This window comes from Natronorubrum daqingense, from assembly GCF_001971705.1.
GTDB lineage: Archaea > Halobacteriota > Halobacteria > Halobacteriales > Natrialbaceae > Natronorubrum > Natronorubrum daqingense.
This window is the reverse complement of record NZ_CP019327.1, coordinates 2,409,119-2,434,516: the sequence shown is the minus strand read 5'-3', so window position 1 is coordinate 2,434,516 and position 25,398 is coordinate 2,409,119. Positions and strand designations below refer to the sequence as shown.

At 62.2% G+C, this 25,398-nt stretch carries 22 protein-coding genes, 2 tRNA genes and 1 pseudogene; 14 read left to right on the top strand and 11 right to left on the bottom strand.

All coding sequences use genetic code 11. The annotated features are described in order from the left end of the window. Window positions 1–66: 66 nt before the first annotated feature. The 5 genes from BB347_RS19620 (at window position 67) to BB347_RS11755 (ending at window position 5,749) form a co-directional block, all read left to right on the top strand. Window positions 67–1,005, top strand: a complete 939-nt coding sequence (locus BB347_RS19620) for a DUF4129 domain-containing protein (RefSeq protein WP_139327012.1) — start codon at window positions 67–69, stop codon at window positions 1,003–1,005. Beyond that, on the top strand, window positions 998–2,953 hold the full coding sequence (locus BB347_RS11770; protein WP_076581638.1) for a DUF58 domain-containing protein: 1,956 nt from the start codon (window positions 998–1,000) through the stop codon (window positions 2,951–2,953). The genes BB347_RS19620 and BB347_RS11770 overlap by 8 nt, the downstream gene beginning before the upstream one ends. Further along, complete coding sequence (locus BB347_RS11765) at window positions 2,950–3,486, top strand: DUF7519 family protein (RefSeq protein WP_076581637.1); 537 nt, start codon at window positions 2,950–2,952, stop codon at window positions 3,484–3,486. The genes BB347_RS11770 and BB347_RS11765 overlap by 4 nt, the downstream gene beginning before the upstream one ends. Window positions 3,487–3,549: 63 nt before the next feature. Next, the gene (locus BB347_RS11760) at window positions 3,550–4,500 is read left to right on the top strand and encodes an AAA family ATPase (RefSeq protein ID WP_076581635.1); all 951 of its coding nucleotides are present in this window, start codon (window positions 3,550–3,552) and stop codon (window positions 4,498–4,500) included. Between the two features lie 181 nt (window positions 4,501–4,681). Then, window positions 4,682–5,749, top strand: a complete 1,068-nt coding sequence (locus tag BB347_RS11755) for a type I restriction enzyme HsdR N-terminal domain-containing protein (protein ID WP_083687745.1) — start codon at window positions 4,682–4,684, stop codon at window positions 5,747–5,749. Window positions 5,750–5,917: 168 nt separating this feature from the next. Here the strand turns inward: BB347_RS11755 and BB347_RS11750 are convergent. Continuing rightward, a tRNA-Thr gene (locus BB347_RS11750) sits at window positions 5,918–5,989 on the bottom strand. 92 nt (window positions 5,990–6,081) lie between these two features. Further along, a complete protein-coding gene (locus BB347_RS11745; protein WP_076581634.1) occupies window positions 6,082–6,855 on the bottom strand; it encodes a DUF7114 family protein in 774 nt (257 codons plus the stop codon). Window positions 6,856–6,915: 60 nt separating this feature from the next. Between BB347_RS11745 and BB347_RS11740 the strand changes: the two genes are divergently transcribed. Next, complete coding sequence (locus BB347_RS11740; protein ID WP_076581632.1) at window positions 6,916–7,626, top strand: enoyl-CoA hydratase/isomerase family protein; 711 nt, start codon at window positions 6,916–6,918, stop codon at window positions 7,624–7,626. 66 nt (window positions 7,627–7,692) lie between these two features. Beyond that, complete coding sequence (locus BB347_RS11735; RefSeq protein ID WP_076581631.1) at window positions 7,693–8,229, top strand: GNAT family N-acetyltransferase; 537 nt, start codon at window positions 7,693–7,695, stop codon at window positions 8,227–8,229. Window positions 8,230–8,256: 27 nt separating this feature from the next. On the opposite strand, the gene BB347_RS11730 is transcribed toward BB347_RS11735, so the two are convergent. The 3 genes from BB347_RS11730 to BB347_RS11720 all read right to left on the bottom strand — a co-directional run bounded on the left by BB347_RS11730 (window position 8,257) and on the right by BB347_RS11720 (window position 11,657). Further along, complete coding sequence (locus tag BB347_RS11730; RefSeq protein ID WP_076581629.1) at window positions 8,257–9,051, bottom strand: NAD+ synthase; 795 nt, start codon at window positions 9,049–9,051, stop codon at window positions 8,257–8,259. Between the two features lie 116 nt (window positions 9,052–9,167). Beyond that, a complete protein-coding gene (locus BB347_RS11725) occupies window positions 9,168–10,133 on the bottom strand; it encodes a transcription initiation factor IIB (RefSeq protein ID WP_076581628.1) in 966 nt (321 codons plus the stop codon). Window positions 10,134–10,292: 159 nt separating this feature from the next. Continuing rightward, the gene (locus BB347_RS11720) at window positions 10,293–11,657 is read right to left on the bottom strand and encodes a hypothetical protein (protein WP_076581626.1); all 1,365 of its coding nucleotides are present in this window, start codon (window positions 11,655–11,657) and stop codon (window positions 10,293–10,295) included. A 121-nt stretch (window positions 11,658–11,778) separates the two neighbouring features. On the opposite strand from BB347_RS11720, the gene BB347_RS11715 reads away from it, so the two are divergent. After that, window positions 11,779–12,624: an NAD(+)/NADH kinase gene (locus tag BB347_RS11715; RefSeq protein WP_076581625.1), complete on the top strand. Its 846-nt coding sequence runs from the start codon at window positions 11,779–11,781 to the stop codon at window positions 12,622–12,624. 4 nt (window positions 12,625–12,628) lie between these two features. Here the strand turns inward: BB347_RS11715 and BB347_RS11710 are convergent, their stop codons facing one another. Next, complete coding sequence (locus BB347_RS11710) at window positions 12,629–13,276, bottom strand: DsbA family oxidoreductase (RefSeq protein ID WP_076581623.1); 648 nt, start codon at window positions 13,274–13,276, stop codon at window positions 12,629–12,631. A 138-nt stretch (window positions 13,277–13,414) separates the two neighbouring features. Between BB347_RS11710 and BB347_RS11705 the strand changes: the two genes are divergently transcribed. Further along, a complete protein-coding gene (locus BB347_RS11705) occupies window positions 13,415–14,479 on the top strand; it encodes a pyridoxal-phosphate-dependent aminotransferase family protein (protein ID WP_076581622.1) in 1,065 nt (354 codons plus the stop codon). A gap of 86 nt (window positions 14,480–14,565) precedes the next feature. After that, entirely contained in the window at window positions 14,566–15,447 is an 882-nt protein-coding gene (locus BB347_RS11700; RefSeq protein WP_076581620.1) for a DUF5518 domain-containing protein, read from the top strand. Between the two features lie 6 nt (window positions 15,448–15,453). Here the strand turns inward: BB347_RS11700 and BB347_RS11695 are convergent, their stop codons facing one another. Together BB347_RS11695 and BB347_RS11690 are read right to left on the bottom strand one after the other, a co-directional pair. After that, the gene (locus tag BB347_RS11695; protein WP_076581619.1) at window positions 15,454–16,239 is read right to left on the bottom strand and encodes a DNA-directed RNA polymerase subunit epsilon; all 786 of its coding nucleotides are present in this window, start codon (window positions 16,237–16,239) and stop codon (window positions 15,454–15,456) included. A 231-nt stretch (window positions 16,240–16,470) separates the two neighbouring features. Then, window positions 16,471–17,469 carry a nucleotidyltransferase domain-containing protein gene (locus tag BB347_RS11690; RefSeq protein ID WP_076581617.1) on the bottom strand — a complete coding sequence of 333 codons (999 nt, stop codon included), beginning with the start codon at window positions 17,467–17,469 and terminating at the stop codon, window positions 16,471–16,473. 388 nt (window positions 17,470–17,857) lie between these two features. Here BB347_RS11690 and mptA point away from each other — a divergent pair, with 388 nt between their 5' ends. Beyond that, the gene (gene mptA, locus BB347_RS11685) at window positions 17,858–18,790 is read left to right on the top strand and encodes a GTP cyclohydrolase MptA (protein WP_076581616.1); all 933 of its coding nucleotides are present in this window, start codon (window positions 17,858–17,860) and stop codon (window positions 18,788–18,790) included. Window positions 18,791–18,889: 99 nt separating this feature from the next. Here the strand turns inward: mptA and BB347_RS11680 are convergent, their stop codons facing one another. Then, window positions 18,890–19,693, bottom strand: a complete 804-nt coding sequence (locus BB347_RS11680; protein WP_076581614.1) for a TrmB family transcriptional regulator — start codon at window positions 19,691–19,693, stop codon at window positions 18,890–18,892. 81 nt (window positions 19,694–19,774) lie between these two features. Then, complete coding sequence (locus BB347_RS11675) at window positions 19,775–21,421, bottom strand: DUF255 domain-containing protein (protein WP_076581613.1); 1,647 nt, start codon at window positions 21,419–21,421, stop codon at window positions 19,775–19,777. A gap of 192 nt (window positions 21,422–21,613) precedes the next feature. On the opposite strand from BB347_RS11675, the gene BB347_RS11670 reads away from it, so the two are divergent. Both BB347_RS11670 and BB347_RS11665 read left to right on the top strand, forming a co-directional pair. After that, entirely contained in the window at window positions 21,614–22,222 is a 609-nt protein-coding gene (locus tag BB347_RS11670; protein WP_076581611.1) for an FxsA family protein, read from the top strand. A gap of 67 nt (window positions 22,223–22,289) precedes the next feature. Beyond that, window positions 22,290–22,363: transfer RNA gene (locus BB347_RS11665), tRNA-Ile, on the top strand. Window positions 22,364–24,072: 1,709 nt separating this feature from the next. Here BB347_RS11665 and BB347_RS19930 read toward each other — a convergent pair. Continuing rightward, window positions 24,073–24,658: pseudogene (locus tag BB347_RS19930) on the bottom strand (IS5/IS1182 family transposase); the annotation flags it as partial. A 154-nt stretch (window positions 24,659–24,812) separates the two neighbouring features. Between BB347_RS19930 and rdfA the strand changes: the two are divergent. After that, window positions 24,813–25,397: a rod-determining factor RdfA gene (gene rdfA / locus BB347_RS11655; protein WP_338141500.1), complete on the top strand. Its 585-nt coding sequence runs from the start codon at window positions 24,813–24,815 to the stop codon at window positions 25,395–25,397. Window position 25,398 lies beyond the last annotated feature (1 nt).

Sequence of the window (25,398 nt, the reverse complement as noted above, 5' to 3'; positions counted from 1 at the left end):
TGAGGGCGTTACGGCAGGTCGAGAGAGTAACGTATTTCCACACCTTGCCGAATGGTATGAATACGCGTGGATAGACGAGTTCTGTTGGTAACTGCGCTCGCGCTCTGTGGAATTACCGCCCTTTCTCTCGCAGCCCCGACGCTTCCGACCGCGGAATCGGTCATCGAAGACGAGGAAATCGAACCGCCCGATTTGGACGAGGACGAGGAAGAGCTGCTCGAGGAACACGGTGGCGACGAGCCCCCACAGGGTGAGAGCGTGTTCCCAGTCGAGTGGTTCGTCGTCGGTGCGGCCCTCGTGAGCCTGCTCGCGCTCGCTCGTCTGGGCATACAGTACCCCGGACAGACGGGCGCGATAGTCGTCGGCGCTATCGCGATCCTCGGGGTCCTCGGCGGCCTCCTCTGGCTCACGGCCCAGAGCGGTGGGCTCGAGTCGGACCACATCGATATCCCGGCATCGTTCCCGGTCCTCGTTGCGGCGGTTTCGATCGTTTCCGGACTCCTCGGTGCGTTCTTCCTCACCGATCGATCCGGCGACGGCGGGGATCCGGCAGATCCCGTCACGTCGCCAGCCGAGTCGGACGAACTCCCGTCAGTTGACGCGTCACCCACCGATTCGAGGCCGACCCTCCCCAACACGGTCACGGCGTCCGAGAACGAAATCTACCGGGCGTGGCTGTCGGTGGTCGACTCGCTCGAGGCGAACGAAGGCACGAATACGGGTACGGATACGGATACGATGACGCCCGGCGAGATCCGAGACGCCGCCCTCGAGTGCGGCTACGACCCCGAAACCGTCGACGAACTCACTCGCCTGTTCGAGGATACCCGCTACGGTGCTCGGGGGCCGACGGCGGAGCGAGAACAGACGGCGAGAACCCTTGCACGGCGACTCTCACTCGAGGGCGACATCGAGGCCGATGGCGAGGACGGTAGCACGGTCGACGAGGATAGCACGACCCAATCGACGAGCGACGACACGACGGCGGTGAACGCCGATGAGTAGGGTCGTTCGCCTCATCGTGTTGGCAGCCGCGTTCGTCACGCTCGCGGTCGGCGGCGTCGTGTTCGTCGCGTCAGGTCCCATTGTCGCGTTGCTTCCGTTCGAGGCGATCGTCGTATTGGAAGCGTTTCAGCTCGTGTTGGGGATCGCGCTCTTCGCGTTCGTGATCCAACTCTGCCGGATCGCGTACGCTCGTATCGACACTCCAGTCACCGACACGCCCACGCCCGACCGAGAACGCTCGCTCGAGCACGCCGTTCCGGGAGACGACCTCTCCCGGTGGGTCGACTCGATCACCAGCCGCTCGGATCCGGCTTACGACGCGCTACGAACGCGCTTGCGACGCCGAGCCGTTACCCTCCTCAGCGCCGAGGAGTACGAGACCGAGGAGCGGGCGACTCGAGCGATCGACGACGGATCGTGGACCGACGACGAGGTCGCAGCGGACGTCCTCCGACCCGGGACCGACCGACCCGGCCACTCGATCCGAACGCGTTTCCTCGGTCTCTTCGGGATGTCTGACGTCGTCGTGCAATCCGAACTCCGCCGGACGATGGGTGCGATCGCACGCGTCGAGTCGGCGGGCGGCTCCCGGTCCGTCGACCGGAGCGGACGACGCGTCGACTCGACCGGTGGTGAACCCGCTCGTCCCTCGCTCGACGCCGCGGACGGCGATTCCGCCTCGTCGCCCGTCTCGAGCGTGATTCGACGCGAAACGCGTCACTGGCACGGCGTGAGCGCCGTCGCCTTGCTCGGGATCGTCGTCGGTTTCGCCTACGAGCAGCCGTCGGTGTTGTTGCTGGCGGCTGTTGGGCTCGGCTTCGCGGCGTACGCCCACCTCGAGACGGTACCGGATCTCGAGGTGAGCGTCGAGCGAATCGTGAGCGAGCACCGACCGGAACCCGGCGACGCCGTCGAGGTGACGATATCCGTTCGAAACGACGGAGCCGACTCGCTTCGAGACGTGCGGATCGTCGACGGTGTTCCGCCCGCGCTCGCCGTCGACTCCGGCACGCCTCGCCGGGCGACGTCGCTCTCGCCGGGCGAGTCGGTGTCGTGGACCTACGACGTCACGGCTCGTCGGGGCTCCCACGAGTTCGAACCGACGCAGGTACTCGTCCGGAACGTCAACGGCTCCGTCGAATCCGAGATCGCCGTGGCCGCGGAGACGACGCTAATCAGTCTGCCGTCGATGACGCCGCTCAACGGCTCGCCGCTCGGTCACAGACGCGGCGCACACCGCGCGGGCTCCGTGGCCACCGCCGATCCGGGCCCCGGCCTCGAGTTCCACTCCGTCAGGGAGTATCGAAGCGGCGACCCGCCCTCGCGCGTCGACTGGAACCGATACGCTCGGACGCAGTCGCTCTCGACGGTCTCCTATCGAGCCGAGCGCTCGCGGACCGACGTGATCGCCATCGACGCCAGGCGGGATGCGTACGTTTCGCCAGACGCTTCGACAGCAGATTCAGCCGTCGATCGATCCGTCGAGGCGGCTGCGACGCTCTTCGCCACCCTCGAGGACGCGGGCCACGACGTCGGTCTCACGGCGATCGCACCCGACCCGGGCTGGCTCGCGCCCGGGACCGGGGGCGACCACCTCGAGCGTGCGCGTCTCTTGCTCGGAACGCACGATTCCCTCTCGCCGACGCCGCCGGAATCTGACGCCCACTCGCTCGAGCAGTTCGAACGACTCTCGCCGGAACGAACGCACGTGACGCTGTTCACGCCGCTCTGTGACGACGAGATCGTCGCGGCGCTCCGAACGCTTCGCTCGCGGGGCGTTTCGGTCACGGTTCTCGCGATCGACCCTGCCGTCGCCGACGATCCGGCGGGCTCGGTCGCTCGTCTGGAGCGACTCGAGCGAATTCGCACCCTCCGTTCGATCGGCGTTCGGGTCGTCGACTGGGCCTGGGACGACTCGTTCGAACGCACGGTGGTGGGAGAGCGATGACCGACGCGACCGAACTGGACCGGTCACCGGCGACGCTGAGCGCGTGGATCGCCGTCTGGTGTGGCGTCTTCGCCTGGAGCGTAACCGTCCCCTACACGATTCAGGGGTCCGTCATCGGCGTACTCGGCGTCATCTTCGTGGCGATCTCGCTCTGGCAGGGCGAGCGTCTGCTGCTCTCGCCCGGCTCGAGCGGCCTCCTCCTGGCCATTCTCCTCGCCGCCGGCGACGGGGCCCCGCCGCTCCTCGTGCTCGTCGGAACCACTGCGACGATACTCGCGTGGGACATCGGCCAGCACGCCATTAGTCTCGGAAACCAACTCGGTTCCGAGGCGGAAACGACGCGGGCGGAGTTGACTCACATCGCCTCGAGCGCCCTCGTCGGTTCGGGTATCGTCGCCGTCGCGTCCGTCGCTTCGACGCTGCCGACGCAGCCACAGCCCCTCATTTCGATCGTGTTCCTCCTGCTCGCTGCAGGACTGCTGGCGATCGCATTCGGGCCGCGGGACCTCCTGTCGATCGAGATTCCCGAGTGAGTGGCGTCGGCTACGGGTGGAACCGAACACAACTGATTTTTACCCGGACTGTCCCAACTACGTATGGACGTTACGCGAGCGAACGAGGAGTGTGCGGCCGTTTTCGAGACGATCGAGGATGCGATCATCTGTGACCGGTCGGTCCTCGAGACTATCCTCGTCGGCGTCCTCGGACGCGGTCACGTCCTCTTAGAGGACGTGCCGGGAACCGGGAAGACGCTCACCGCCCAGAGTCTTGCGACCGCACTCGGCCTCTCGTTTTCGCGAATTCAGTTCACCCCCGATTTGCTGCCATCGGACGTCACTGGCACGCACGTCTACGACGAGCGCGAGCAGACGTTCGAGTTCCGCGAGGGTCCGATCTTCGCGAACATCGTCCTCGCGGACGAGATCAACCGCGCCCCACCGAAGACCCAGTCGGCGCTACTCGAGGCCATGGAGGAGGGACAGGTCACCGTCGACGGCGAGACGCGTCAGCTCCCGTCGCCGTTTTTCGTCATCGCGACGCAAAACCCGGTCGAACAAGACGGGACGTTCCCGCTTCCGGAGGCCCAACTCGACCGGTTCCTCGTCAAAACGTCGATCGGCTATCCGGACGCCGAGGGCGAGGTCGAACTGCTTCGCCGACGCGGTGATCGTCTGGCGTCGACCCCCGACGTCGAATCCATCGTCGACGCCGAGGACGTGGACGCGCTCCGGCAGGTCGCCGAATCAGTTCGCGTCGACGACGACCTCCTCGAGTACATCGTGGCCGTCACTCGAGAGACGCGAACTCGACGCGACGTCGAGGTGGGGGTCTCCCCGCGTGGCACCCAGCGCCTCTACGAGGCGACTCGAGCCTACGCGGCCCTCTCCGGCCGGGAGTACGTGACGCCCGACGACGTCAAGCGAATGGCTCGACCGGTGTTGGCTCACCGCCTCGTGTTGACCCCCGAGGCGTCCATCGACGCCGTCGACAAGGCGGACGTGATCGAGACGATTCTCGAGGGCGTTCCCGTGCCGACCGTAGAGTAGTTACCTCGGTTCTGATCGTCTTCGAACCGGTTTCAGATACACTGTGGAATTCACTTGAGAAAGGGAGAATCGTGTAGACTTATTCCACCGAACTAATAGGGGCCAGAGGGTCGTCGAAGAGACACTTAGCATGCTCTGATTCTCCATATCTTTATTTGACTCCCCGAAAAAGCCACTTTAAATGATGCTTCATGAGGGGATAGCTGAATATGCGGAACGGTCTGCTGATCTTATAGAGAATTCTCCACAGATGGACGAGGAAAACACCAAGCGAAAAATCATCGAACCGCTGATTGACCTGCTTGGGTGGAACATTCTTTCTTCGGAGGTTGAGCTCGAGTACTCCATCCAGATGGGATCAGGTACCAAGAAAGTAGACTATGCGCTCAAGCAAGAGGGAACGCCAATCGTATTTGTGGAGGCGAAAGGTTGTGATACATCACTCGAACAGAGTCACCAAAATCAGCTAAAAAGCTATATGCGGCAAGTCGGAGTTGATTGGGGTCTCCTTTCGAATGGACGACAGTTCGAAATCTTTCGCCGTGACGTTTCTAGCGATCGGCCAAACGAAATATCTCTCGCAGAGTTTTCTATCGGGGACGTACCGGATAACGAACATCCGTTGAAAGCCCTTTCGCGTGAGTCTATCGATTCCGGAGAGTCTCGTCAGATCGCAGAAAAGATCGAAGCGGTCCAGAACTCAGTCACATCCCTTCGGAAGAATAAAGAAGATCTTGCAGAGGATGTGACGGGTGTGGTTACGGAGGTCTCCGGGAATGCAGTATCACAGCAAGTTGAGGATGAAGCGAAAGAATTCGTCGATAATTTGATCGAGTCATTGGAGAAGCAGGCACACCGGAAGACTGTTATTCGAGATCCACTCGAGGGCGACGGGGAAATAGAGAATGGGAAATTCGTGATCCGTGTAACTCGGAGTGGACGAGAAATCTATCGGGTAGCCGAGGATGTACAATCGGAAGCGGCGGGTTCGCTTGTGGATTTCCTCATTAAGGAAGAGGGCCTTTTAGAGGAAATCGAAATCCCATACATTCCGGGAACCGGACGGGGAACTCGTGCGCTTCTCAACAAGAAGCCTGAACATCCGAACGGTTCAGAAATGAGAGGGCAACAGGAGGTGTCTGGTGGTTACTATTTGCTTACGAACTTAAATGCAGATAACAAGAAGCGGTACATCTCGGAACTGCCAGCGAAGGTAGATTTGGAGTGTGAGTTTTCGGGGGGCTGGTAATTTAGGACCAACGGCTGTTCCTTTCTATTTGAACGCTGAAGCTCATCATAGAATATGGTGTCCTCAACGTCAAATGAATACACTACGGTATATGGATTACGTGGACTGGAGCATCGATAGCCGGGCTTCGGAACCGCAAAGTGACACGATGAGTAGGATAACAGCCGAAGCCTAGGCCGGAATTTGAATCCGGGCTCTCGTCCTTACCAAGGACGCGCTTTACCGCTAAGCTACCCAGGCACGCATACGGTTGTTGTCTCGAGTCGTCTTTATGGGTTTCGATTCGCCGCAGGGCGTGGGTTGGTCTGACTCGCTGCGGAGGGGCAGTCGCGTCAGGGATCGGTCGCCGAGGTCGCGCGGTGGTCCTCGGGTGAGCGCTCTGAGGGTGGCGTCTCGAGGTCGGCGAGACAGACCGCGGCTGGCGGGAAGGGAATCTCGATGCCGTCTGCGAGCGACTCGACGCTCGAGCGCAGTCGGGCGGTGGGCGTTTCCCCGACGGCACCGCTGCCGGTGCGGACGGCGAGTTCGAGAATGTCGCGTTCGAGATTGGCGTCGACCGTGCTCGCGTCGACGGCTTTCGGTGCCTGCTCGCGACGCTGGGCTTGGTCGCGACCGAACGCCTGTACCGTTTGGACGGCCGTTTCGGCGGCGTTCGTCCGTGCGAGCAGGTAGAATCCGCGGGCGACGAGGATGTCCGCGGCGAGAATCTCGAGGTCGCCGCGGTGGGCGTCGCCGGTCCTCGCGTCGGACTCGTCCTCGCGGTCGTTCCAAGGCTCTTCGTGGGCGAGCGAGCGCGTGAGGCGCAGCCCTTCGTAGATGAGTTGCACCCCCGCGGCGCGATTTCTGATGCCGTCGGTGTCTGCGATATCCTCGGCGAACTCGAGGGAGGAGTCGACGTCGCGATCGGTGGGTGGCATCGGCTGGCTGGTGGCGTCGAGGTGGCTGTGTCCGTCGGGTGCTGTCGCAGCGGCGCTCTCGATCGTGAGGACGCCGGGGACCATCGACGCCTCCTCGAGCGTGGTCTCGATGTACTCGCGTAACGCGGGTGGCTCCACGTCCGAGACGGCTTCGAAGGCACCACGCCGACAATTGTCGGCCGTTTCCATCAGCAGAAGGTAACGACGGCGGAGCCAAAGACCTTTGGAAACGTCCGGTAGACTTGGGACATGATCGAAGTCGAGGACGGCGCCACCCCGTCTATCCGAACGGTGACGATCGACCGTCCCGCCGCCCGAAACGCCCTGACGATCGAGGCCCTCGAGGGGCTGGAGACGGCCATCGAGAACGCCGACGAATCGGTCGTCTCCCTCCGCGGTGCCGGTCCGGCGTTCTGTGCCGGCGCAGACCTCGCCACGGTCGGCGATCTCGAGGGAGATTCCGAACGCGCAGCCGAGTTCGCACGCCTGGGCCAGCGCGTGGCGAGAGCGATCGAAGAGTCGCCGGCCGTCGTCGTGGCTGAGATCGACGGCCCCGCACGCGGTGGCGGTCTCGAACTCGCGCTCGCGTGTGACGTCCGTGTCGGAACGCCCGAGTCGACCTACGGCGAACCCGGCGTCACGTTCGGGCTCTTCGGCGCGTGGGGCGGGACGGTCCGCCTTCCGCGCGTAATCGGGGAGGGCCACGCCCTCGAGTTCGCGCTCTCCGGACGCACGGTGGACGCCGAGGAAGCCCTGCGGATGGGTCTGATCTCGCGACTCGAGGACGACCCCCGTGCGGTCGTTGAGCAAATCGCTTCCAATGCGGACGACGCGCTCACCGCGTTGAAGCGTCGCATTCGTGACGACCGCGAGCGCGCGACGCAGGAGCGACTCGAGGCCGAGGCGTTCGGAACGCTCGTCGAGACCCACGCCGACGATATCGATTCGGTCCTCGAGTAACGCCCGCCGGGAGCGCATTTCCGTCGCGTCCACACCTTTTTCGTCACCCCAACGAAACGACAGGGCATGCCAGACGCAGCGTTTCTGCCCGGCGACCGCGTCGACCTCCGACCGATCGAGGAGGACGACCTCGAGTTCCTCCACCAGATCAACGATCCCCGAATCTGGCGGGCGATCGGTGCCTCGAGACCGGTTAACCGCACACAGGAACAGGACTTCTTCGAGAACGTCGTCTGTGGTGACGACACGGTCAATCTCCTGATCGTCGCCGAGTCGACGCCGGTGGGAACGATTAGCTTCAATTCGATCGAGTGGGGGGCCCAACGCGCGGAAATCGGATACTGGATCGCACCCGACCACCACGACCAGGGGTACGGTAGCGCCGCGACGGAGCGTCTCGTCTCCTACGGGTTCGACCAACTCGGCTTGCACAAAGTCGACGCCCGCGTCTTCGCCTTCAACGAGGCCTCACAGCGACTCCTCGAGTCGGTCGGCTTCACGAAAGAGGGCGTCCACCGCGACGAAATATTCGTCGACGGCGAGTACCACGATACCTACTGGTACGGCCTGCTCGAGGACGAGTGGCGCTCGCGAGACGAGTGAGCGAGGTCGATTCGGATTTCGGCAGGATTAGTTCAGCGGTTCCGGCCCGGGTGGAACCTGTCGCTTGTGCGCGCTTCGCTCGTACATCTCGCGGACCTCCTCGACGGTCGCTTCCTCGACCTCGAGTTCGCGGCTGGTCGCGGCGACCGAGAGGGGGCCGTCGACGTGCGTCGCGAGGATCGAATCGAGCGTGTCGTAGCTGATTCCCAGTTCGTCCTCGTCGGTCTGATCGGCCCACAACTCGGCCGTCGGCGTCTTCTCGGCGAGATCCTCGGGAACGCCGACGTGGCGCGCGAGCTGGCGAACCTGTGCCTTATAGAGGTTCGCGATCGGGTGGCAGTCGACGGCACCGTCGCCGTATTTCGTGAAGTAGCCCACGGCAGCCTCGCTTCGGTTTCCGGTGCCCAACACCAGCCGTCCATCGTGATTCGCGACGAGGTAGTTCAACACGGCGCGAACGCGCGCTCGAGCGTTGCCGACGGCCTCGTGGTCGCCCTCGGCTTCGGGGTAGGCCGCGAGCAGCGAGTCGACGATCGGCTCGATTTCGATCACGTCGTAACTCATCTCGAGGTCTTGTGCGACTCGTTCGGCGTCGCTCATGTTCTCGCCGCTGCTGACGGTCGCCGGGAGGACGAGTCCGTGGACGTTCTCTGCGCCGAGCGCATCGACGGCGAGGTACGCCGTGATGGTGCTATCGATTCCCCCCGATAATCCGAGAACTACTTCCTCGACACCGGCAGCGTCGACTTGCTCGCGAATGAACGCCGTAATGTGGTCGCGTCGTTGCGCCAGTTCCGCCTCCGAAAAGCGAAGGTCGATCATAGGGTCGGATACGAGTGGCTCGTCCTAATAGCCTCGCTTCACTGGCAAAAAGTGGACACGTGTCACATTGGAACACGTTCGAGTCGGCCAAAACGAGAGAAATGTGACTCTGCCAGCTACTCGTGGATTCCCATCGCTTCGATCTGCTCTTGATACCGGTTGCGAATTGTCACTTCGGTCACCTGCGAGACGGCCGCGACCTCGCGCTGGGTCTTCTTCTCGTTACAGAGCAACGACGACGCGTAGATGGCCGCGGCGGCGTAGCCCGTCGGCGACTTCCCCGAGAGCAGTCCCTTCTCGGTCGTCGTATCGATAATCTCGTTGGCTTTCGCCTGTACCTCCTCGGACAACTCGAGTTCGGAGCAAAACCGCGGGACGTACTTTTTGGGGTTGACCGGCTCCATCTCGAGGCCGAGTTCCTGGGCGACGTAGCGATAGGTTCGGCCGATCTCCTTTCGGTCGACTCGGGAGACGGCGGACACTTCCTCGAGCGAGCGCGGAATGCCTTCCATGCGACAGGCGGCGTAGAGGGTGCTGGTCGCGACGCCTTCGATCGAGCGCCCGCGGATGAGATCTTCGTCGAGCGCGCGTCGGTACATGACGCAGGCGACCTCGCGAACGGATCGTGGGATCGCCAGCGAGGACGCCATTCGGTCGGTCTCCGAAAGAGCGAACTGCAGGTTTCGCTCGCCGGCGTCTTTGGTTCGGATGCGTTCTTGCCACTTTCGCAGGCGGCGCATCTGGCTGCGCTTATCCGAACTGAGCGAGCGCCCGTAGGCGTCCTGGTTCTTCCAGTCGATGGACGTCGTCAGTCCCTTGTCGTGCATCGTCTGCGTCGTCGGTGCGCCGACGCGGGACTTGTTCTGGCGCTCGGAGTGATTGAACGCGCGCCACTCGGGCCCGCGGTCGATGTTTGCGCTCTCGACGATGAGGCCACATTGATCACACACCAGTTCGCCCTGATCCTCACTTTTGACGAGCGTCCCCGCAGAACACTCATCACATACCCGCCGCTGCTCTGCTTCCTGGGTCTGTTCGTTAGTCTCAGAATCACGTTGGCGCTGGCGGGTAGAACGTGCCATTTACTGTAGGTATCGTGGTGCAGGACCTTAAGGCCTCGCCGAAATCGCGTTTATACACAAATACTGATACTGTGTCAGGGACCACCGGCCGATCCCCCTCGCTCCACCAAAAATCGCAATTTCGACGCGTCTTGATGCACAATTCGCGATTCGACTCACTCAGATGTAGCCAAATAGCGTTCCGCCGAGGACGAGGACCCACATCACGCTGCCGGCGACCACCAGATCGTTGAACCTGGTTTCTCGAGTTGCGCGTTTGGCCGCACCGGCGGCGATCAAGCCGAGCGCGATCACGACGAGCACCCGCTGGAAGACGACGTCGATCGGAATCGAGTCGATACCGAGCAGGCCGTAATCGAGCCAGATCGCGACGACGAGCGATCCCGACGCGACGATGGCAGCGTCTAACCGACGCGTCAGCGTCCCTGCGATCAGGTAGGTCGCGACCGGGATCCCGACGGCGATGAGCGGGTACAACATCGCCGCGATCATGTGGGGCGTCAGGAACTCGAGGTTGCGCTCGAGTGCGATCCCACCCAGTCGAACCCCGAGGAACAGGGCGAGGATGGTAAACACTAAGATGAGGTGTCCGCCCTCGAGACGGTCGTAGGCGGCGGCGATGCGACGCCGGTCGACGTCGGTTAGGCGATCGTCGATGGGCTCTGGCGTGTGCTCGGAGACGCGTTCTGCGGCCGTCTCGTTCTCGCGTTCGAGCCCGGTCGATCGGGTACGCTTGGCTGCTGCGACGCCGAGTCCCGCGGGGGCGACGACCATCCCCGCGAGGTCGACGACGGTCGCCCAGCCGTTCGAGTCCGAGGACTGGTCGTTACCGAGGTAGATTCGCTGGACGTCCTCTTCGGTGTTGACCTGTGGCAGGTCCATGAAGTCCCGCTCGACCTTCGACTGGGCTGCTTCGACGCCGTCGACGCGGTGTCTGAGGGTGAACCAGTCGAAGTGCTCCGTGTGCGCTTGCATGGTGACCCACTCGTCGTCCTGGTTCGGACTCTCGTAGAGTCGGATGTGATAGCGCTGGCCGTAGTAGTCGCCCTCCTCGAGCTGGCCGGACTCCTCGGTCCAGTAGCCCGATTCGTCGGGACCTGGGTCGACCCAGGCGTACCGGGTCGTTCCGTCGGCGTCGCCCCACTGAACACCCGTCGCGTGACGGTCGTGGTCCTCGAGGTACGACTGCTCTTGTAGAATCGTCTCGTTGTCCTCGTCCTCTTCTGCTAGCTCTTCGATCTCTTCCCAGTCTCCGTCGCCCTGTTCTGTCATCGCGGCGATGATCTCTTCCGTCTCACCGCGGACGATCACGTTGAGCGGACTCCGCTCTTGAAACTCCTCTTCCGGACTGAGGTACTTCCAGAACTCGCTCTGGGAGTCTTCCATCGTCACCAGTTCGGGGGTCTCCTCCGTCTCGTCGGAATCGATGTCGTCGGTGGAGGGCGAAAACAAGAGCGAGGGGCCGCCGACGAAGAGCACGGCGAAGACGAGTAGCACGGCGGCGATGACCAGCGATCGACGCATTCTATAGAGTATATCGAGTGACTGTATATCAATTTACGGTGATGGTGAGAGAGTGGTTCTTGGCCCAACAAGTTGTTCCCATCGCGTGGGTTTTTGCCGACGGAGCGGGTACTCGCGGGCAATGGAGGTCGCCGTCGGTCTCGTCGCTCAACGCGACAACGAACGTGCACAAGCCCTCGCGAGGGAGATCAAAACGACGCTCGAGGAGGTCCAATCCGCGTCCGTCGACATCGTCGTCGACGAGCTCACTGGTGAGGCGATCGACGACGCCGGCGTCTCCGTCGACCGGATGCACGACCGAGACTTCGTCGTCAGTATCGGCGGCGACGGCACGCTGTTGTTCGTCGCCCGCGAAGTCGGACCGACACCGATTCTGGGCGTCAACCTCGGCGAAGTCGGCTTCCTCAACGCCGTCTCACCGGCGGACGCCGTCGACGCCGTCACCGACCTCGTGACAGCGGCCACAGAAGCCGACTCACTCGAGGGGCGGACGCTGTCTCGCCTCACTGCAACCGAGGCCGACGGCGACTGGGAACTCGAGCCGGCGCTCAACGAAATCGTCATCCACGGCCCCCGTCGGGGACACGGCGGCGGGGCGACGATCGACGTTCGCGTCGACGGTCGTCGCTACGTCGAGAGCCACGCCGACGGCGTGCTCGTAGCGACGCCGACGGGCTCGACCGCGTACAATTTGAGCGAGGGCGGCCCCATCGTCCAGCCGTCGACGGACGCGCTCGTCGTCACGCAGATGGCCGCGGCGGACGCGATGCCGCCACTGGTCGTCGATCCCGAGACGCCCCTCGAGGTCACCGTTTCGGGGGCCGAAACCGCCTACGTGATCAGCGACGGACGGAATCGTCAGCGACTCGAGCCGCCGGTGACCGTTACCGTCTCGCTCGCGAACGACCCGATCACGCTCGTCGGCCCGCAGGGATCGTTCGTCGACGGTCTCGAGAAACTCGAGTGATCGCTCACCGACTCGCGTTGCTCGCGCCCGCGCCAGCGAATAGTTGCTCGAGGCGTTCGGGCGGAACCGCCCCGCGCGCGAGTCGGCCGTCGGCGACGAACGCCGGGACGCCGGAGATTCCGCGCCGCCGCGACGCGTCGAACTCCTCCTCGAGTTCCGCTCGGCGTTCGTCGTCTGCGAGCGCGTCTCGAATATCGTCGGACGACACGTCGACGTCCTCGGCGATGTCGATCAGTACGTCCGGGTCGCCGATGTCGCGTTCCTCGAGCCAGAGCGCCTCGTAGACGGCCTCGTCGAAGGCGGCCCACTGCGCGCGGTGTTCTTGTTTTACGCACCACGACGCCTGCTGGGCGGGCAGCGAATCGACATCGATCGCGAGTTCCTGAGCCATCTCGACGCCGTACTCCTCCTGCAGGCGACGCACGTTCTGTTTCGCCTGTTCGAAGTACTCCTCGTCCTTGCCGTCGTCGACTTCGTGGTCGATCGACCCGTCGGGAGTTCGTTTCCCGCGGCGAAGGTCGAACGGCCGCCAGTCGACTTCCAGCGGCTTCTCGCGGCTCTCTCGGTATCGCTCGAGCGAGCGCGTACCGAGATAACAGAACGGGCAGACGTAATCGGCGTAGAGGACGAGCCGATCGGCTGAATCGGACATACCACACCGTAGGGACCTGCGCCTGAAAAGTCGACGGCAACCGGCGAGCGATTCGCTACGGGCTGTTCCCCAACCCGATTCGACGCCGTCAGCGTCCGAATCACAACGGGCTAATGTCACCGCGTCCCACGACGATGCATGAAGTTCACGCCAGGGCCGACGACGATCCCGCCCGCGGTCAGGGAGGCGATGGCCGAGCCACAACCGAACCCGAACGTCGATCCCGCGTTCGCCGAGCGATACGACGCGGTCTGTCGGAAACTCGAGACCGTCTACGACACCTCTCACGACGTGGTCGTTCCCGGCGGCGAGGGGATCCTCGGCCTCGAGTCAGCAATCGCCTCGCTGATCGAACCCGGCGACCGAGTGTTGTGCATTTCGAACGGCCTCTACGGTGACGGCTTCGCGGACTTCGTCGACTCCTACGATGGCCAGGCTGAACTGGTCTCTGCTCCCTACGACGAGGGCTACGACCTCGAGGCGATCGCAACGACGCTCGAGGAGGCCGACGCTGCCGGGGAACCGTTCACCGTGGCGACGATGGTTCACTGCGAGACGCCGACGGGAACGCTCAACGACATGAGCCCCGTGCTGGATTTGCTCGAGGAACACGACGTGCTCAGCGTCGTCGACGCCGTCTCGTCGCTCGGGGGAACCCCGGTGCCGACCGATCGAATCGATGTCTGTCTCGGGGCCTCCCAGAAGTGTTTCAGCGCACCCTCGGGGCTGACGACCGCAGCGGTCAGCGACCGGGCGTGGGAGCAGATGGCAGCCCGCGACCTCTCCTCGCGCTACACGAACCTCTTGCTCTGGCGGGACGTCTCCGACGGATTCCCCTACACGCACCTCACCGCGAACGTGAGCGCACTCGATACAGCCCTCGATCTGGTCCTCGAGGAGGGACTCGAGGCCGTCTACGAGCGCCACGAGGAAGCCGCCGCCCGGTGTCGAGCGCGCGGCGACGAACTCGGCCTCGAGTTGTATCCCGACCCCGAGCGCGCATCGCCCACCGTGACGGCGTTTCACCTCCCCGGAGAGGCGACGCGCGTACAACAGCACGTCGCCGACGAGGCCGGAATCGTGCTCTCGACGGGACTGGGCGAGTTGGCCGACGACATCCTTCGACTCGGCCACATGGGGTACAACGCCGACACAGAAAAGGTCGATCGCGCGATGGACGCCGTCGAGGCAGCCCTCGAGTGAGAACGGGAAGCGAGGCAACCTCGCCCCGGTGCGCACGTCATCACCTATACAGTTAATACAACAGACACGTTAGGTTCGGTCGACCGATGGTTTCCCGTCGCGACCTCCGTGAAGACCTCTCCGAGGAATCCCTGCGGGTGGCGATCCTCGCCGGACTCGCGTCGGTTCCGGTTACGTTCGCCCTCACCTGGCGTCCCGTCCCGACCGAGGTCGTCACGGTCGGTGGCTCGGTTTCGGCGGGACCCCTGCTCGCGACCAGCCTGCTCGTCGGCGTCTACTATCGGAACCGAACGACACCGACCCGTCGCGCCGGCCTGTGGACCGGGCTGACGGGTTCGCTCGCCATGGTTCTCGTTACCCTCCTCAACACGGCGACGACGATCGGCGGGTCTCCCGAGTGGATGGTCGTCGCTTCGGCCGTCGCGTTGCCGCTCGTCGTCGCGCTCAGCGTCGGAATCGCCGTCCTGGCCGCGATGATCGGTGCGCTCGTCGGCGCGTGGATCGCGACTCGAGTCTGGCGCGAACACCACCCGACGGATGCGTCGGCCACTGACGGCACGTCCGACGGCACCCTCCGTTGGTGGCACCTCGTCCCGTTCTACGTCGTCACAGCACCGCTGATCGTGGGCTCCGGGTTCGTGGTCCAATCCGAACACGGCGCTGCGTTCGTCCTCTCGTGGGTCGCGATGTTCCTTTTCGTCCCCCTGTCCGTCCTCACGCTCGTCGCGTTGTTTATCGACGTCACCGCGCCTCGAGGTGGTGACACCGACTGGACGCCGGCCGTCTGGACGTACGTCGGGGTCCCGATCGCCGTATACGGCCTGGCGTACGCGATCACGGCCATCCAGTCGTTCGGCTACCCGGCTGGCTGGGGGATATACGCCTACTTCGGAGCGCTCTGGGTAACGTCTGTCGCGTACGTGGTCGCTAAACGTCGCAACGTCGCCCGAGGGCCGCGTGAGCGATAAAAAGCCTCACTCCGTATTCGCGTCTCCGCCCGCAGTCGCGCTCGCACCATCGCTTCCCGCATCGTTCGTCCCCGTCACGGCCGGTAGATTGGGGTCTCGGTAGGGGTTTCGACCGTAGGCTGGCAACTCCTCGTCGAGTTGGGACCTGAGGACGCGCCGGAGCCGATTCAGGTTCGTCGTCTCGAGGCCGTACTCCGCGGCGAGGCGCTTGAACGTCTCTTCGTCGGTGATGTCGTGCGCTCGGTACTGGCCGAATAGCTCGTCCATCCGATCGGCCGACAGCGACTGCGCGTCGATGTCGTCGAGCCCGAAGTACCGTTTTCGATCCTCGTCGACGACGTGACGGATCACGACGAGCGCGACCTTCGGAATCGCTCGCTGGCTCCCGAACTCCGTGAGATCGATCTCGTCCATAACGCCGAGCGCGAGGTCGCGTTGCCACGGCGTCACCTCGAGGGCGTTACACAGCGCCTGCGTGGTTCGCAGTCGATCGAGCCTGTGGGCGCGCTCGCTGTAGCCCGGTGTCGCTCCGTGTTGTTCGTCGTGGAGGCGGCGGATGCGTTCGGAGAGGTCCGAGTCGGGGGTTTCCGCACGGCCGATAACCGTCGCACTCGGCGTGACGACGCCCCACTGGCGGACCGTCGAATCGCGTTGGACGTCCGCGCGAGACAGCGCGCCGGACCCGGGGCGGGTCTCGAGGCGGCGCTCTTGGGCGAACTCGCGCCGTGAGTTGTCACCGACGGCTCGTGGCTGATCGACGCCCGAACCGGGGTCGGTCCCGTCGTCTCTCATTACCTCCCGCTCGGACAGGCAGACAGAAAAAGGCTCGCTCGACGGTGTGACTCGCTGACACCGTCCGCCCGACTCACGAGGACGGTCGATTGATGACTGACTCGAGGACGGCCGTCTACGGCCCGTGTCGAACCGTCCCATACGGGATTCTCTCGAGCGATACCCGCAACTGCTCGAGTAGAGACCGTCCGCGAAAAGCTCCTCGTAGCTTCACCTTGTGACCAGAAGCACTTAAAGAGCGAACGATGGGTGAGTCGTCTCGATGTAGTCGTCGACGAATCGGTCTAACCGCTCGCGTTCGGGGCCGTTTCGAGCGTGCACGGCCGGATCGATATCACTGGAAGGGTGGGCAAACCCCCGCCCGACAGCGTCACCGATCGCTACGTCCCCGTCTCCCGCTCGCTTTCGCTCGAGTAACTCGCGGGCGCGTTCGATTCGCTCGTCAGTGAAGACGGCAGATGCCTGCTCGGTGAGGAACGTCTCGAACTCGAGGGCCGGCAACTCGTGGTCGCCTCGCTCGCCGGTCGCCTCGAGGTAGCGAGCGGCCATCGCGGCCCGGTAGATCAGCAGGTTTCGCTTGACCGTCGGTTTGGTCTGCGTTTCGCTGAATCGCTCGTCGTCGGCCGAAACGGTCGTCGTTCCGTCGTCGGTCTCGACGACGTACGCGTCGCCGTCCGCGCTCACTTCGACGATCGGAAGGAGGGTATCGTCGGACCGCACCAGGTGGTGTGAAAGGTACTTGCGGTAGTTGTTGGTCGCGATTCCCCGCCACGCGTGATAGAGGGCCATCGGGTTGTACGTTCGCTCGACGTACGCGGCGAGGTCCGCCGGATCGTACTCCTCGCGGTAGCGAACCGGACTTCTGAGGAGGTCGATCGCGCCGTCGTTCGACTCGGCGAGCAACCGCGCGAACGTTCGGACGTCCCAACCTTGGAGGTCGATCTCCGCGTCCCGTCGTCCCTGCGGTTCGCTCTCCGCGTCCCGTCGTCCGCTTTCGATCTCGTCCCCACTCGCGTGAATCGCCGTGGGTGGGTCCTCGAGGTGGGCGTACCGGCGCAAATCCCTCGGGACGAACACGAAGCCGACGTCGTAGTCGCTCGCCGAACTCGCTCCGCCCCACGCGTGACTGCCGCGAGCGACCGCCAGCGAAATTTCGATGTCGTGCTCTCGCTCGAGCGCGCTCAACAGCCGATCGACGGCGTCGAAGACGTGAGCCGGAACGGTAGCCATAGCTGTCGCTCGAGGGCGTGAGTTCGCGGGGCGGTCCGACCGGCCCAAAATGCCCTTCGTAGCTTTACCTTGTGACCAGAAGCACTTAAAGGGCGTTCGGCTCCGACGCGAGTTTCGACGACCCGTCCTCGGGAGTTCCGGCTGGTCGATTCGAGTTGCTCCGTTTCGGATCGATCGACACCGCGAGGAGAACCGTTCGTCCGTCGTATCTACACCTTGTGACCAGAAGCACTTAAAGAAAATCGGGGCTTCGGACGACTCGGCTCTCGTCGACTCGCTCTTCCTCGAGCGATTCGGAGAATCGGATTGCCGTCCCCATCCGTTCCGAAGGCTTTCCATACCCACCCGTTCCGAAAGCTTGAATCGCATCCTGCCCCGAATGCTGACAATGAGTCACCAGCTTCCGGACGTACAGGCGACGTCGCCCGACGTGACCGTCGGTCTGAGTCAGGTTGGCGTCACCGGCGTCGACAAACTCGTCAAGATCGCCCGCGAGGGCAAACGACCGATCGTGCTGACCGCCGAATTCGAGGTCTTCGTCGATCTCCCCGCGTGGCGAAAGGGCGCGGATATGAGCCGCAACATGGAGGTCATCGACGAAATCCTCGAGGAAGCCACCCGCGAGGAGGCCTACCGCGTGGAGGAGGTCTGTGGCGACGCCGCCGAACGACTACTCGAGAAACACGATTACACCTCGACGGCGAAGGTCTCGATGGAAGCGGAGTTCATGCGCCGCGAACAGACGCCCGCGAGCGACCGCGAGACCCAGCATACGGTCGACATCATCGCGTCGGCGACGGCGACCGACGACGGCACTCGCGAGGAAATCGGTGCGGAAGTGACGGGAATGACCGTCTGTCCGTGCTCACAGGGCATGTCCGCCGCGCGCGCGAAACAGACGCTCGAGAACCTCGGCGTCGAGGAGGAGACGATCACGGAATTCCTGGAGGAAGTCCCACAGCCGGGTCACTCCCAGCGCGGACACGCGACGCTGACCGTCGAAGCGAACGGTGATCCGGCGGTCGACCTCAACGACGTCATCGACATCGCCCGCGACGCCATGAGCGCTCGCATCTACAATCTCGCGAAGCGACCCGACGAAGATCACATGACCTACGCGGCTCACTCCGACGCGAAGTTCGTCGAAGACTGCGTTCGCGCACTCGCCGAGGGCGTCGTCGACGAGTTCGACCACCTCGCGGACGATGCCGTGATTACGATGAAGCAGTCCAACGACGAGTCGATCCACCAGCACAACGCCCACGCCGAGCGAAAGGTCGAGATGGAGACGCTGCGCGAGGAAGTCGACGGCTCCTACTAACGCAACGCAGAATTTACCGCTCTCGCTCTTTCTCGTGTTCGAAGCGACCGCGCTCGCGAACTCGACGAGTAAAATCGGCGACGGCGGGAACGACGGTCGTTAGAACTCGAGCGGTTCGGCCTCGCTCCATCGCGGAACGAACTCCTCGTGGACGTTCGCAGCGAACTCTGGATCTTTGAGGTCGATCATTCCGAACGCGTCGCTCGAGGAGAGGGGGTTCGGAACCTGAATGCAGACTTCCACGCCGTCGATGATGTTGAACGAACCGGTGATGTCGTCGTTCGTCCGAACGTCGAAGTCGTCTCGGTGCTGGAGCGCCTCCCGATAGCGTCGACCGACCGCTTCGGAGAGTGAGCCCACCATCTCGCGGGTCATCAGTACGTCTATCGACACGCCTCGGTCGAGGGCGTCCTCGAGTTGGGCGCTGACTTCCTCACTTACCGTCTCTAGATCCCATTGGGGGGCCGAATCCGCCGACACCATCACGATGTGGTCGTCCGCGGCTGCCAGTCGCTCGAGAAAGAGGTCGACCGTTTCGTCGGGACCGACGGCCGCCGTCCAGAACTGATCTTCGACCGGTTCGGCGGCATCGAGTTCGTCCGCGAGGTCGTCGACGATCGACTCGTACTGGTCTGCCTTCTCCTCGAGTTCGCGTTTCTTGTCGTCGAGAAGCCGATCTAACGCCGTCGACGGCTCGACGGCGACGTACTTCTTCGGGCGACTCGCGGTCTGGCTGCGGACGAGATTGTACTGCTCGATGCTGTTGAGAACGTCGTAAATCCGCCCCATCGGGACGTCACTCGCCCGTGACAACTCCTTTGCTGTTGTGGGGCCGGTACTGAGAAGTGACCGATACGCCCGAGCCTCGTATTCCGAGAGTCCAAGATCCCTGAGACTGGCCATATGCTGACTGACCGACCGAAGGAGTATAAACGCTGTGGTGGTTTGCTCTCGCCCCCTAATCGCCCGCTTCTACCCGCCCACTCACTCGAGAAGGGACTGCACCCGTTCGCTCAACGCCTGGGGCGTTTGTGCGGCGTCCGAAACGTCGTCACCCAGTTCGACTCGGGCGCTCCCTGCCTCGAGGTCGTCGGCGTTCGGAACGACGATTTTCTCGTGGTCGGCGAGTCGAAGCGCGGCTCGATGGAGGTCGGTCCCGGGGTCGGTTCCGACGCGAATCACCAGCGGCCCCTCGAGTAGGCGCGCCGTGGTCGTCGCGTAGCGGGCGATCTGGACGCCGAATCGGTCGCTCGCGCCGCCGAAGGCCTCGAGCGTCTCGCGAGCGTACTCGCGATACCGATCTTCGCCGGTCAGCACCGACAATTCGAGGAGTGCGCCCGCGAACGTGACGTTCGCGTCGAGCGGTCGCAGCGGTCGATCGAGCAATCCGACGGCCGTCGTCGGGCCGTCGAGGAACGACTCCCCGTCGTGGAGTTCCTCGATCGTCACGTCCGCAACGCCCGTCGCCTCCTCGAGAACGTTGGTATCGAGCGTGCTCGTGACGGTCGTCAGCGCCGACAGCGTGCGCGCCTGATCGATGAGCAACGGTGCTGCGTCGGTTCCGTCGTCGATGTCGGGGCGCTCGAGCGCGTGGGAAACGACGCCGTCGTCGACGAGATCGGACCGCAGGGTCTCGAGGGCACGCTCGGCGTACCGTCGCGCTCGTTCGTTGTCGGTGTAGGCGTAGTACGTCAGTAGTCCTTCGATAGCTAGCGCGTTCGACCCGGCGAAGACGCCGTCGTCGACCGGCGGTTCGTCCGCGTCGGCTCGGTCGGTCGCGTCGAGTCCGTGCGCATCGTCGTCACCGGGAGCCTGGCTGTTCGCGAAGGCGTCGACGTCGTCGTTCCACAGCGTCGTCGTAAGGTACTCGATCGTCCGTTCGGCAGGCTGGCGATACTCGTCTTTCCCCGTGTGGAGGTAGGCGTTCGCGAACGCACGAACGAGCGCACCGTTCGAATCGAGCAGCTTCTCGTGTTGCAAGCCGGTCCAGTCTCGGTCGGTCGCGAATCGATAGAAGCCGCCGTCGTACTCGTCTAACAGATTCGCACTCACCGCGTCGAACGAACGCAACGCCATCTGCTGGTCGCGTTTGAGCGCGAACTCGAGGGCATCCGGAAGCGGGAACTTCGGTTGTTGACCCCAGCCACCGGCAGTTTCGTCGTACGCCTCCGTGAGCTGGCCCAGCATCGCGACCTCGACGTCGCCAGAAAGCTCACCCGCGGGCGGGTTGTCCTCGCGAAGCGGACGCGGGATCCGTCCAGCGCCGCTTCCCTTGGTGTCCCACATCGTCCGAACGCTGTCGAGTACCTGTCGCATGCCGTCGGGCCCGAGGTACCCCGCGCCGGTGAGCACCGAGCCGTCGGGTGCGAGAAAAACCGTCGAGGGAAAACCGCCCATGTTGTACCGATCGCGAACGCGTGGATACCTGTCGACATCGACCCGAATCGGCACGAAACTGTCGTTGACGTGTGCCGCGATCCGGGGCTCCGCGTAGGTTTCTGCGTCCATCTCGTGACAGTGGTCACACCACGTCGCCGTGAGCGAGAGCAAGAGCGGAACGTCGGCGTCAGCCGCTTCGTCGAAGGCCTCCCGTCCCCACTCGCGCCACTCGACGCGTGTCGGATCGTCCATACAGGAGCCTCGAGTGTCGCACGCGTAAGCCCTTCGTTCGAACCGGCTGCGTCGCCCGGTTTTGGGAACGGACCGACGAGTTGCTGAGCTGCCAAGTCGCCGAGAGGCGGTTTGGCAACGAGCCGAGCAGCCGCCTCGCCGAGTGAGACACGAGAGTAAAGCGTTTTCACCCTCCACCGGCTATATCGTGGCATGCTCCGGTGGCTCTTCGCGTTGATGCTCATCCCGTTTTTGGATGCGGTGATCCTGGCAGTCGTCGTCAGCCAGACGACGTACCTCGGCTGGGTTGGGATGGTGCTACTCGTCGTTTTGACCGGGCTCGTCGGCATGGTGTTCGTCCGTGCCGAGGGTCGTCGAACCATCCGGAAGATGCAGCGCTCGATGATTCAGGGAGAGCCGCCGACGAACCAACTCTTAGACGGTGGCCTCCTGATCGCAGCCGGTGCCTTCCTGCTCACCCCCGGATTAGTCACGGACCTCCTCGGCTTTTTGCTCGTCTTACCGCTAACCCGGATCCCGATTCGAGCCGGCCTCAAGCGCTTCGTGATCGTCCCCTACGCGGACAAGAAAACCGGCGGCTTCGCGAGTGGGAACGTCTGGACGTTTGGCTTCCCCGACGAAGAGATGGCTCAGGAGACCCAAACTGGCTCGAGTGGTGATGGAACGGTCGATCTCGGTGCCGACGACTACTCCGTCGACGCTGGTGGTCAGCAATCCTACACGGTCGATCTGGGTGACGAACGCACGTCGGACGCGTCGGGAGAATCGACCGACGACGACGGGGAAGAGCCAACTCGGTAGCAGTTCTCACAGCCTTCCAAGAAAGAAACGCTTAAACGTACCACCCGGCAACTACTGATTGCGACGCGGGCCAATAGCTCAATCAGGTTGAGCGCCACTCTGATAAGGTGGAGGCTCTCGGTTCAAATCCGAGTTGGCCCATATTCTCGTGGCGAGCAAGTTCGCGAGCCACGTGTATTGGATCTCACTCGAATTTGAACCCTGGAAGTCACAGCCCGCGCAGCGAAGCGAGCAGGACTGTCTTCCTTCGGTTCAAATCCGAGTTGGCCCACTCTCCTTCCGGCGAACAATTTCGTGAGTCGGGAATTTGTGACGAAACTCGAATCATTGTATTCGAACGTTTCGCTCTCCCCTCCGCATTCTCTCGCCCACCGAAGGGAGAGTCACTTCTCGAACTCGAGACAGAAGCAACCGGCAATGCCGACGAACTGGTGTCAGCGCGTCTCGAGTGGTCTGTTGGGCTTAAAATTGGTTCAGGGGTTATCTCCACGCCAGCGTGGATTTACGGTGGTGCTGTGGGCAGCTGTCAGTATCGTACTTCTGGAAACCGACCACTGATCGACGTATTGAATCGTGAAAACAGCGTAGCCATCACTACGACGCTCGTCCACAAGTACGCCCACGCGTTCTTGCACAGTGCTGTCAATGGTGGGAGAGTGCTCGAAACGCGAACTCGAGTCGGAAGCTATCGCGTATATCGTTGGACGGTACTTTTGGCACGAGACGGACATTTGGCGTTCTCCGCGTTATGTCGGTGGGTCAAGATGGAGCGTAACCGCCTTCTCAACTTGTGGGGAGGCAATTAGGGTAACTAGAGAATGATTTGGACAGTTTGTCCACTACTATAATACACAGCGCATCGATCAATCACCTACCACACGGATGTCAGCGGAGGTGGTGACTATAGTGGATACTATAATTAATTACTCATGCACAAAACTGGGGGTGGGGAACGGGCGCTGTCGTACACTGTTATAAGTTCAGCAAGTGGCTTAGGGAATCGATTGGTGGGTGCCGTCTGTAGTTGTCTCCAGCACTCTGTAACCGAATGTAGTTCGGGAACGGCCACTGGTAACGTAACGAAATCGAGGCCATTACAGGCTCAACGGCCTGTGACGGCCGATGCCTGAATGTGCGATCTCTATAGCACGACGATCGAACCCTCTCCAACGTCTTGATCTCGAGTCCGTGTATTTTACCAAGATATTGTTGAATGAGTATCGGCGTCCACGTTGGCGATCAATCTCGACTCTTTCTGGTGGTTCGTGGACCGTTTCTGCGAATTTGTTTTGCGCTTTCTCCCAGACTGTGGATATATCAGTAACGGCCTGCTCAAGCGATTCCATACCGATGAGTCGCTTGAGCCGACTGTCGATCGTTCGTTGTTAACCGTCGTACTATTCGGGTATCTCAGTCGATGTAACGCCGTTCTTGTACGTTATTGCAGCTAAGAGCCGTTGTATTGGCTTCTCTCCACGTTGTCGGAGGGTCTGTTGCAATTTCCGACAAAGATTGCGTCGATATGATCCATTACAAAGAGGTGTTTATTGAGTAGAAAGTTCTATCGGCTACTATCGGCGGTGCCGGTCTGAAAGAAATTTGTGACTTCTGTCACCTCCAATAGGTGATCTACAGCGCTCGGTATCTCTTCCGAATCTGCTCTATGGGGGTGTCACGAAGATATTCGTAGTGGACGGCCCCAGATGACCGGGCATGTGCCGACTCGTGTCTGAGGCCTCAGAGACCAGCGAACACTTTCTTACTGACTCTACACTGCCGCCTCGAGGTCTGTAAACAACCCTTCTTCCTCATCTGCGAGGTGGTGGTACGGTCGCTCGCCTCTTCGAGAAGATCCGTGCGGTATGCCCGCGACTGATGGGGCGCAACTCCCGCTGTTTGATCAGTGGTCTGACGCCCTTTATCTCTCAATTTCTCTCGTCTCGTTCTAAGTTGTATCCGTTGTCAGCAGCCCACATGGGCGTTGTGACGTTTCTTCGTCGTCCAATGAACGTCGGGAACCGCTTGCGTAGCGGTGCCAACGAGGGCAGTTGCGTTGAGCGGGTAGACACGGTACTGTGTCCTCCAACAGTAGTGGATGCTCGCGGTTTCACGGTTGAAAAACGTCGAGACCATCGCCACTCGACTATCGTACTCGCCAAACAGCGATCTTGATCCTCTCAACGCCTGTACTAGCGTCGAATGATGCGGCATATCGGCCGCGTTGAGTCCGATATCCGTGAGCATTTGTGGCATCTCGCACACCAGGTCGAGCGACTCGCGGTCGGAATTAGCCGGGTAAATCCGCAGGCAGTGGAGCGAAACAACTGCATAGTCGGTGAAGCCGCTATTGCCCTAGGGAGCGGCTTCGCTTCGACCACCAACAGCATTTGTCGCCACCGTGGCTGCGTTCTTCGTGAAGTGTACAATACCCGACAGCGGCATCGGCGGTTTCCCGTTGTCTCTTCCTCGTTCGATCGGTCGAAGTCGACACGCTCTAGCGATTCACCAGCGACAGTGATGGTAAACTCAAATCAGTGGTGTGATGGTTTGAATCGACGTGCTTATCTAGAATGGGTGAAAAACACGAGTGATGAGCGGGTATGGGTGTAAAGTTTGTCGAATATTAGACGAATATGGTATGGAGCGATACGAAAAACAATTGCTTCAGCAGTGGCAAGCCGATCAATCTCAGCGAAAAGGCTATAGGCAACTTGCGGACTGGTTCAACACGCTGATGTTACGTCGTGAAATGGACCGTGCGGGTCTTTCGACTCTCGGCGATGAAGCCGAATCGAAATACGAGCGACTGCAGTCAGAGAAAGCGATTGCCGAGGAAGTTGCGACTGAGTTATCGAACGCAGGAGTTCCGACCGAGCAGTTGCGAAAGGACTTCGTTTCCTACGGTGTCATTCGAACCCATCTAAAGGATTGTCTTGATTCCGATGTCGAACTCTCGAGTGGCGAATGGGAACGGGAAGCGATTGAAATATCCCAAGATCACGCGACAACGAAAATCGAGGAAGCTATTCGTTCGCTTCAAAATAAAGAGAAACTGAGCGCGGGTAGTGAGATTACGGTTTCTGTGAACGTCGAACTCGAATGCGAAAACTGTCACACACGCGTTCCCGCAGATCGAGCGATCCGTCGGGAATACGTCTGCGATTGCGATGACTAAC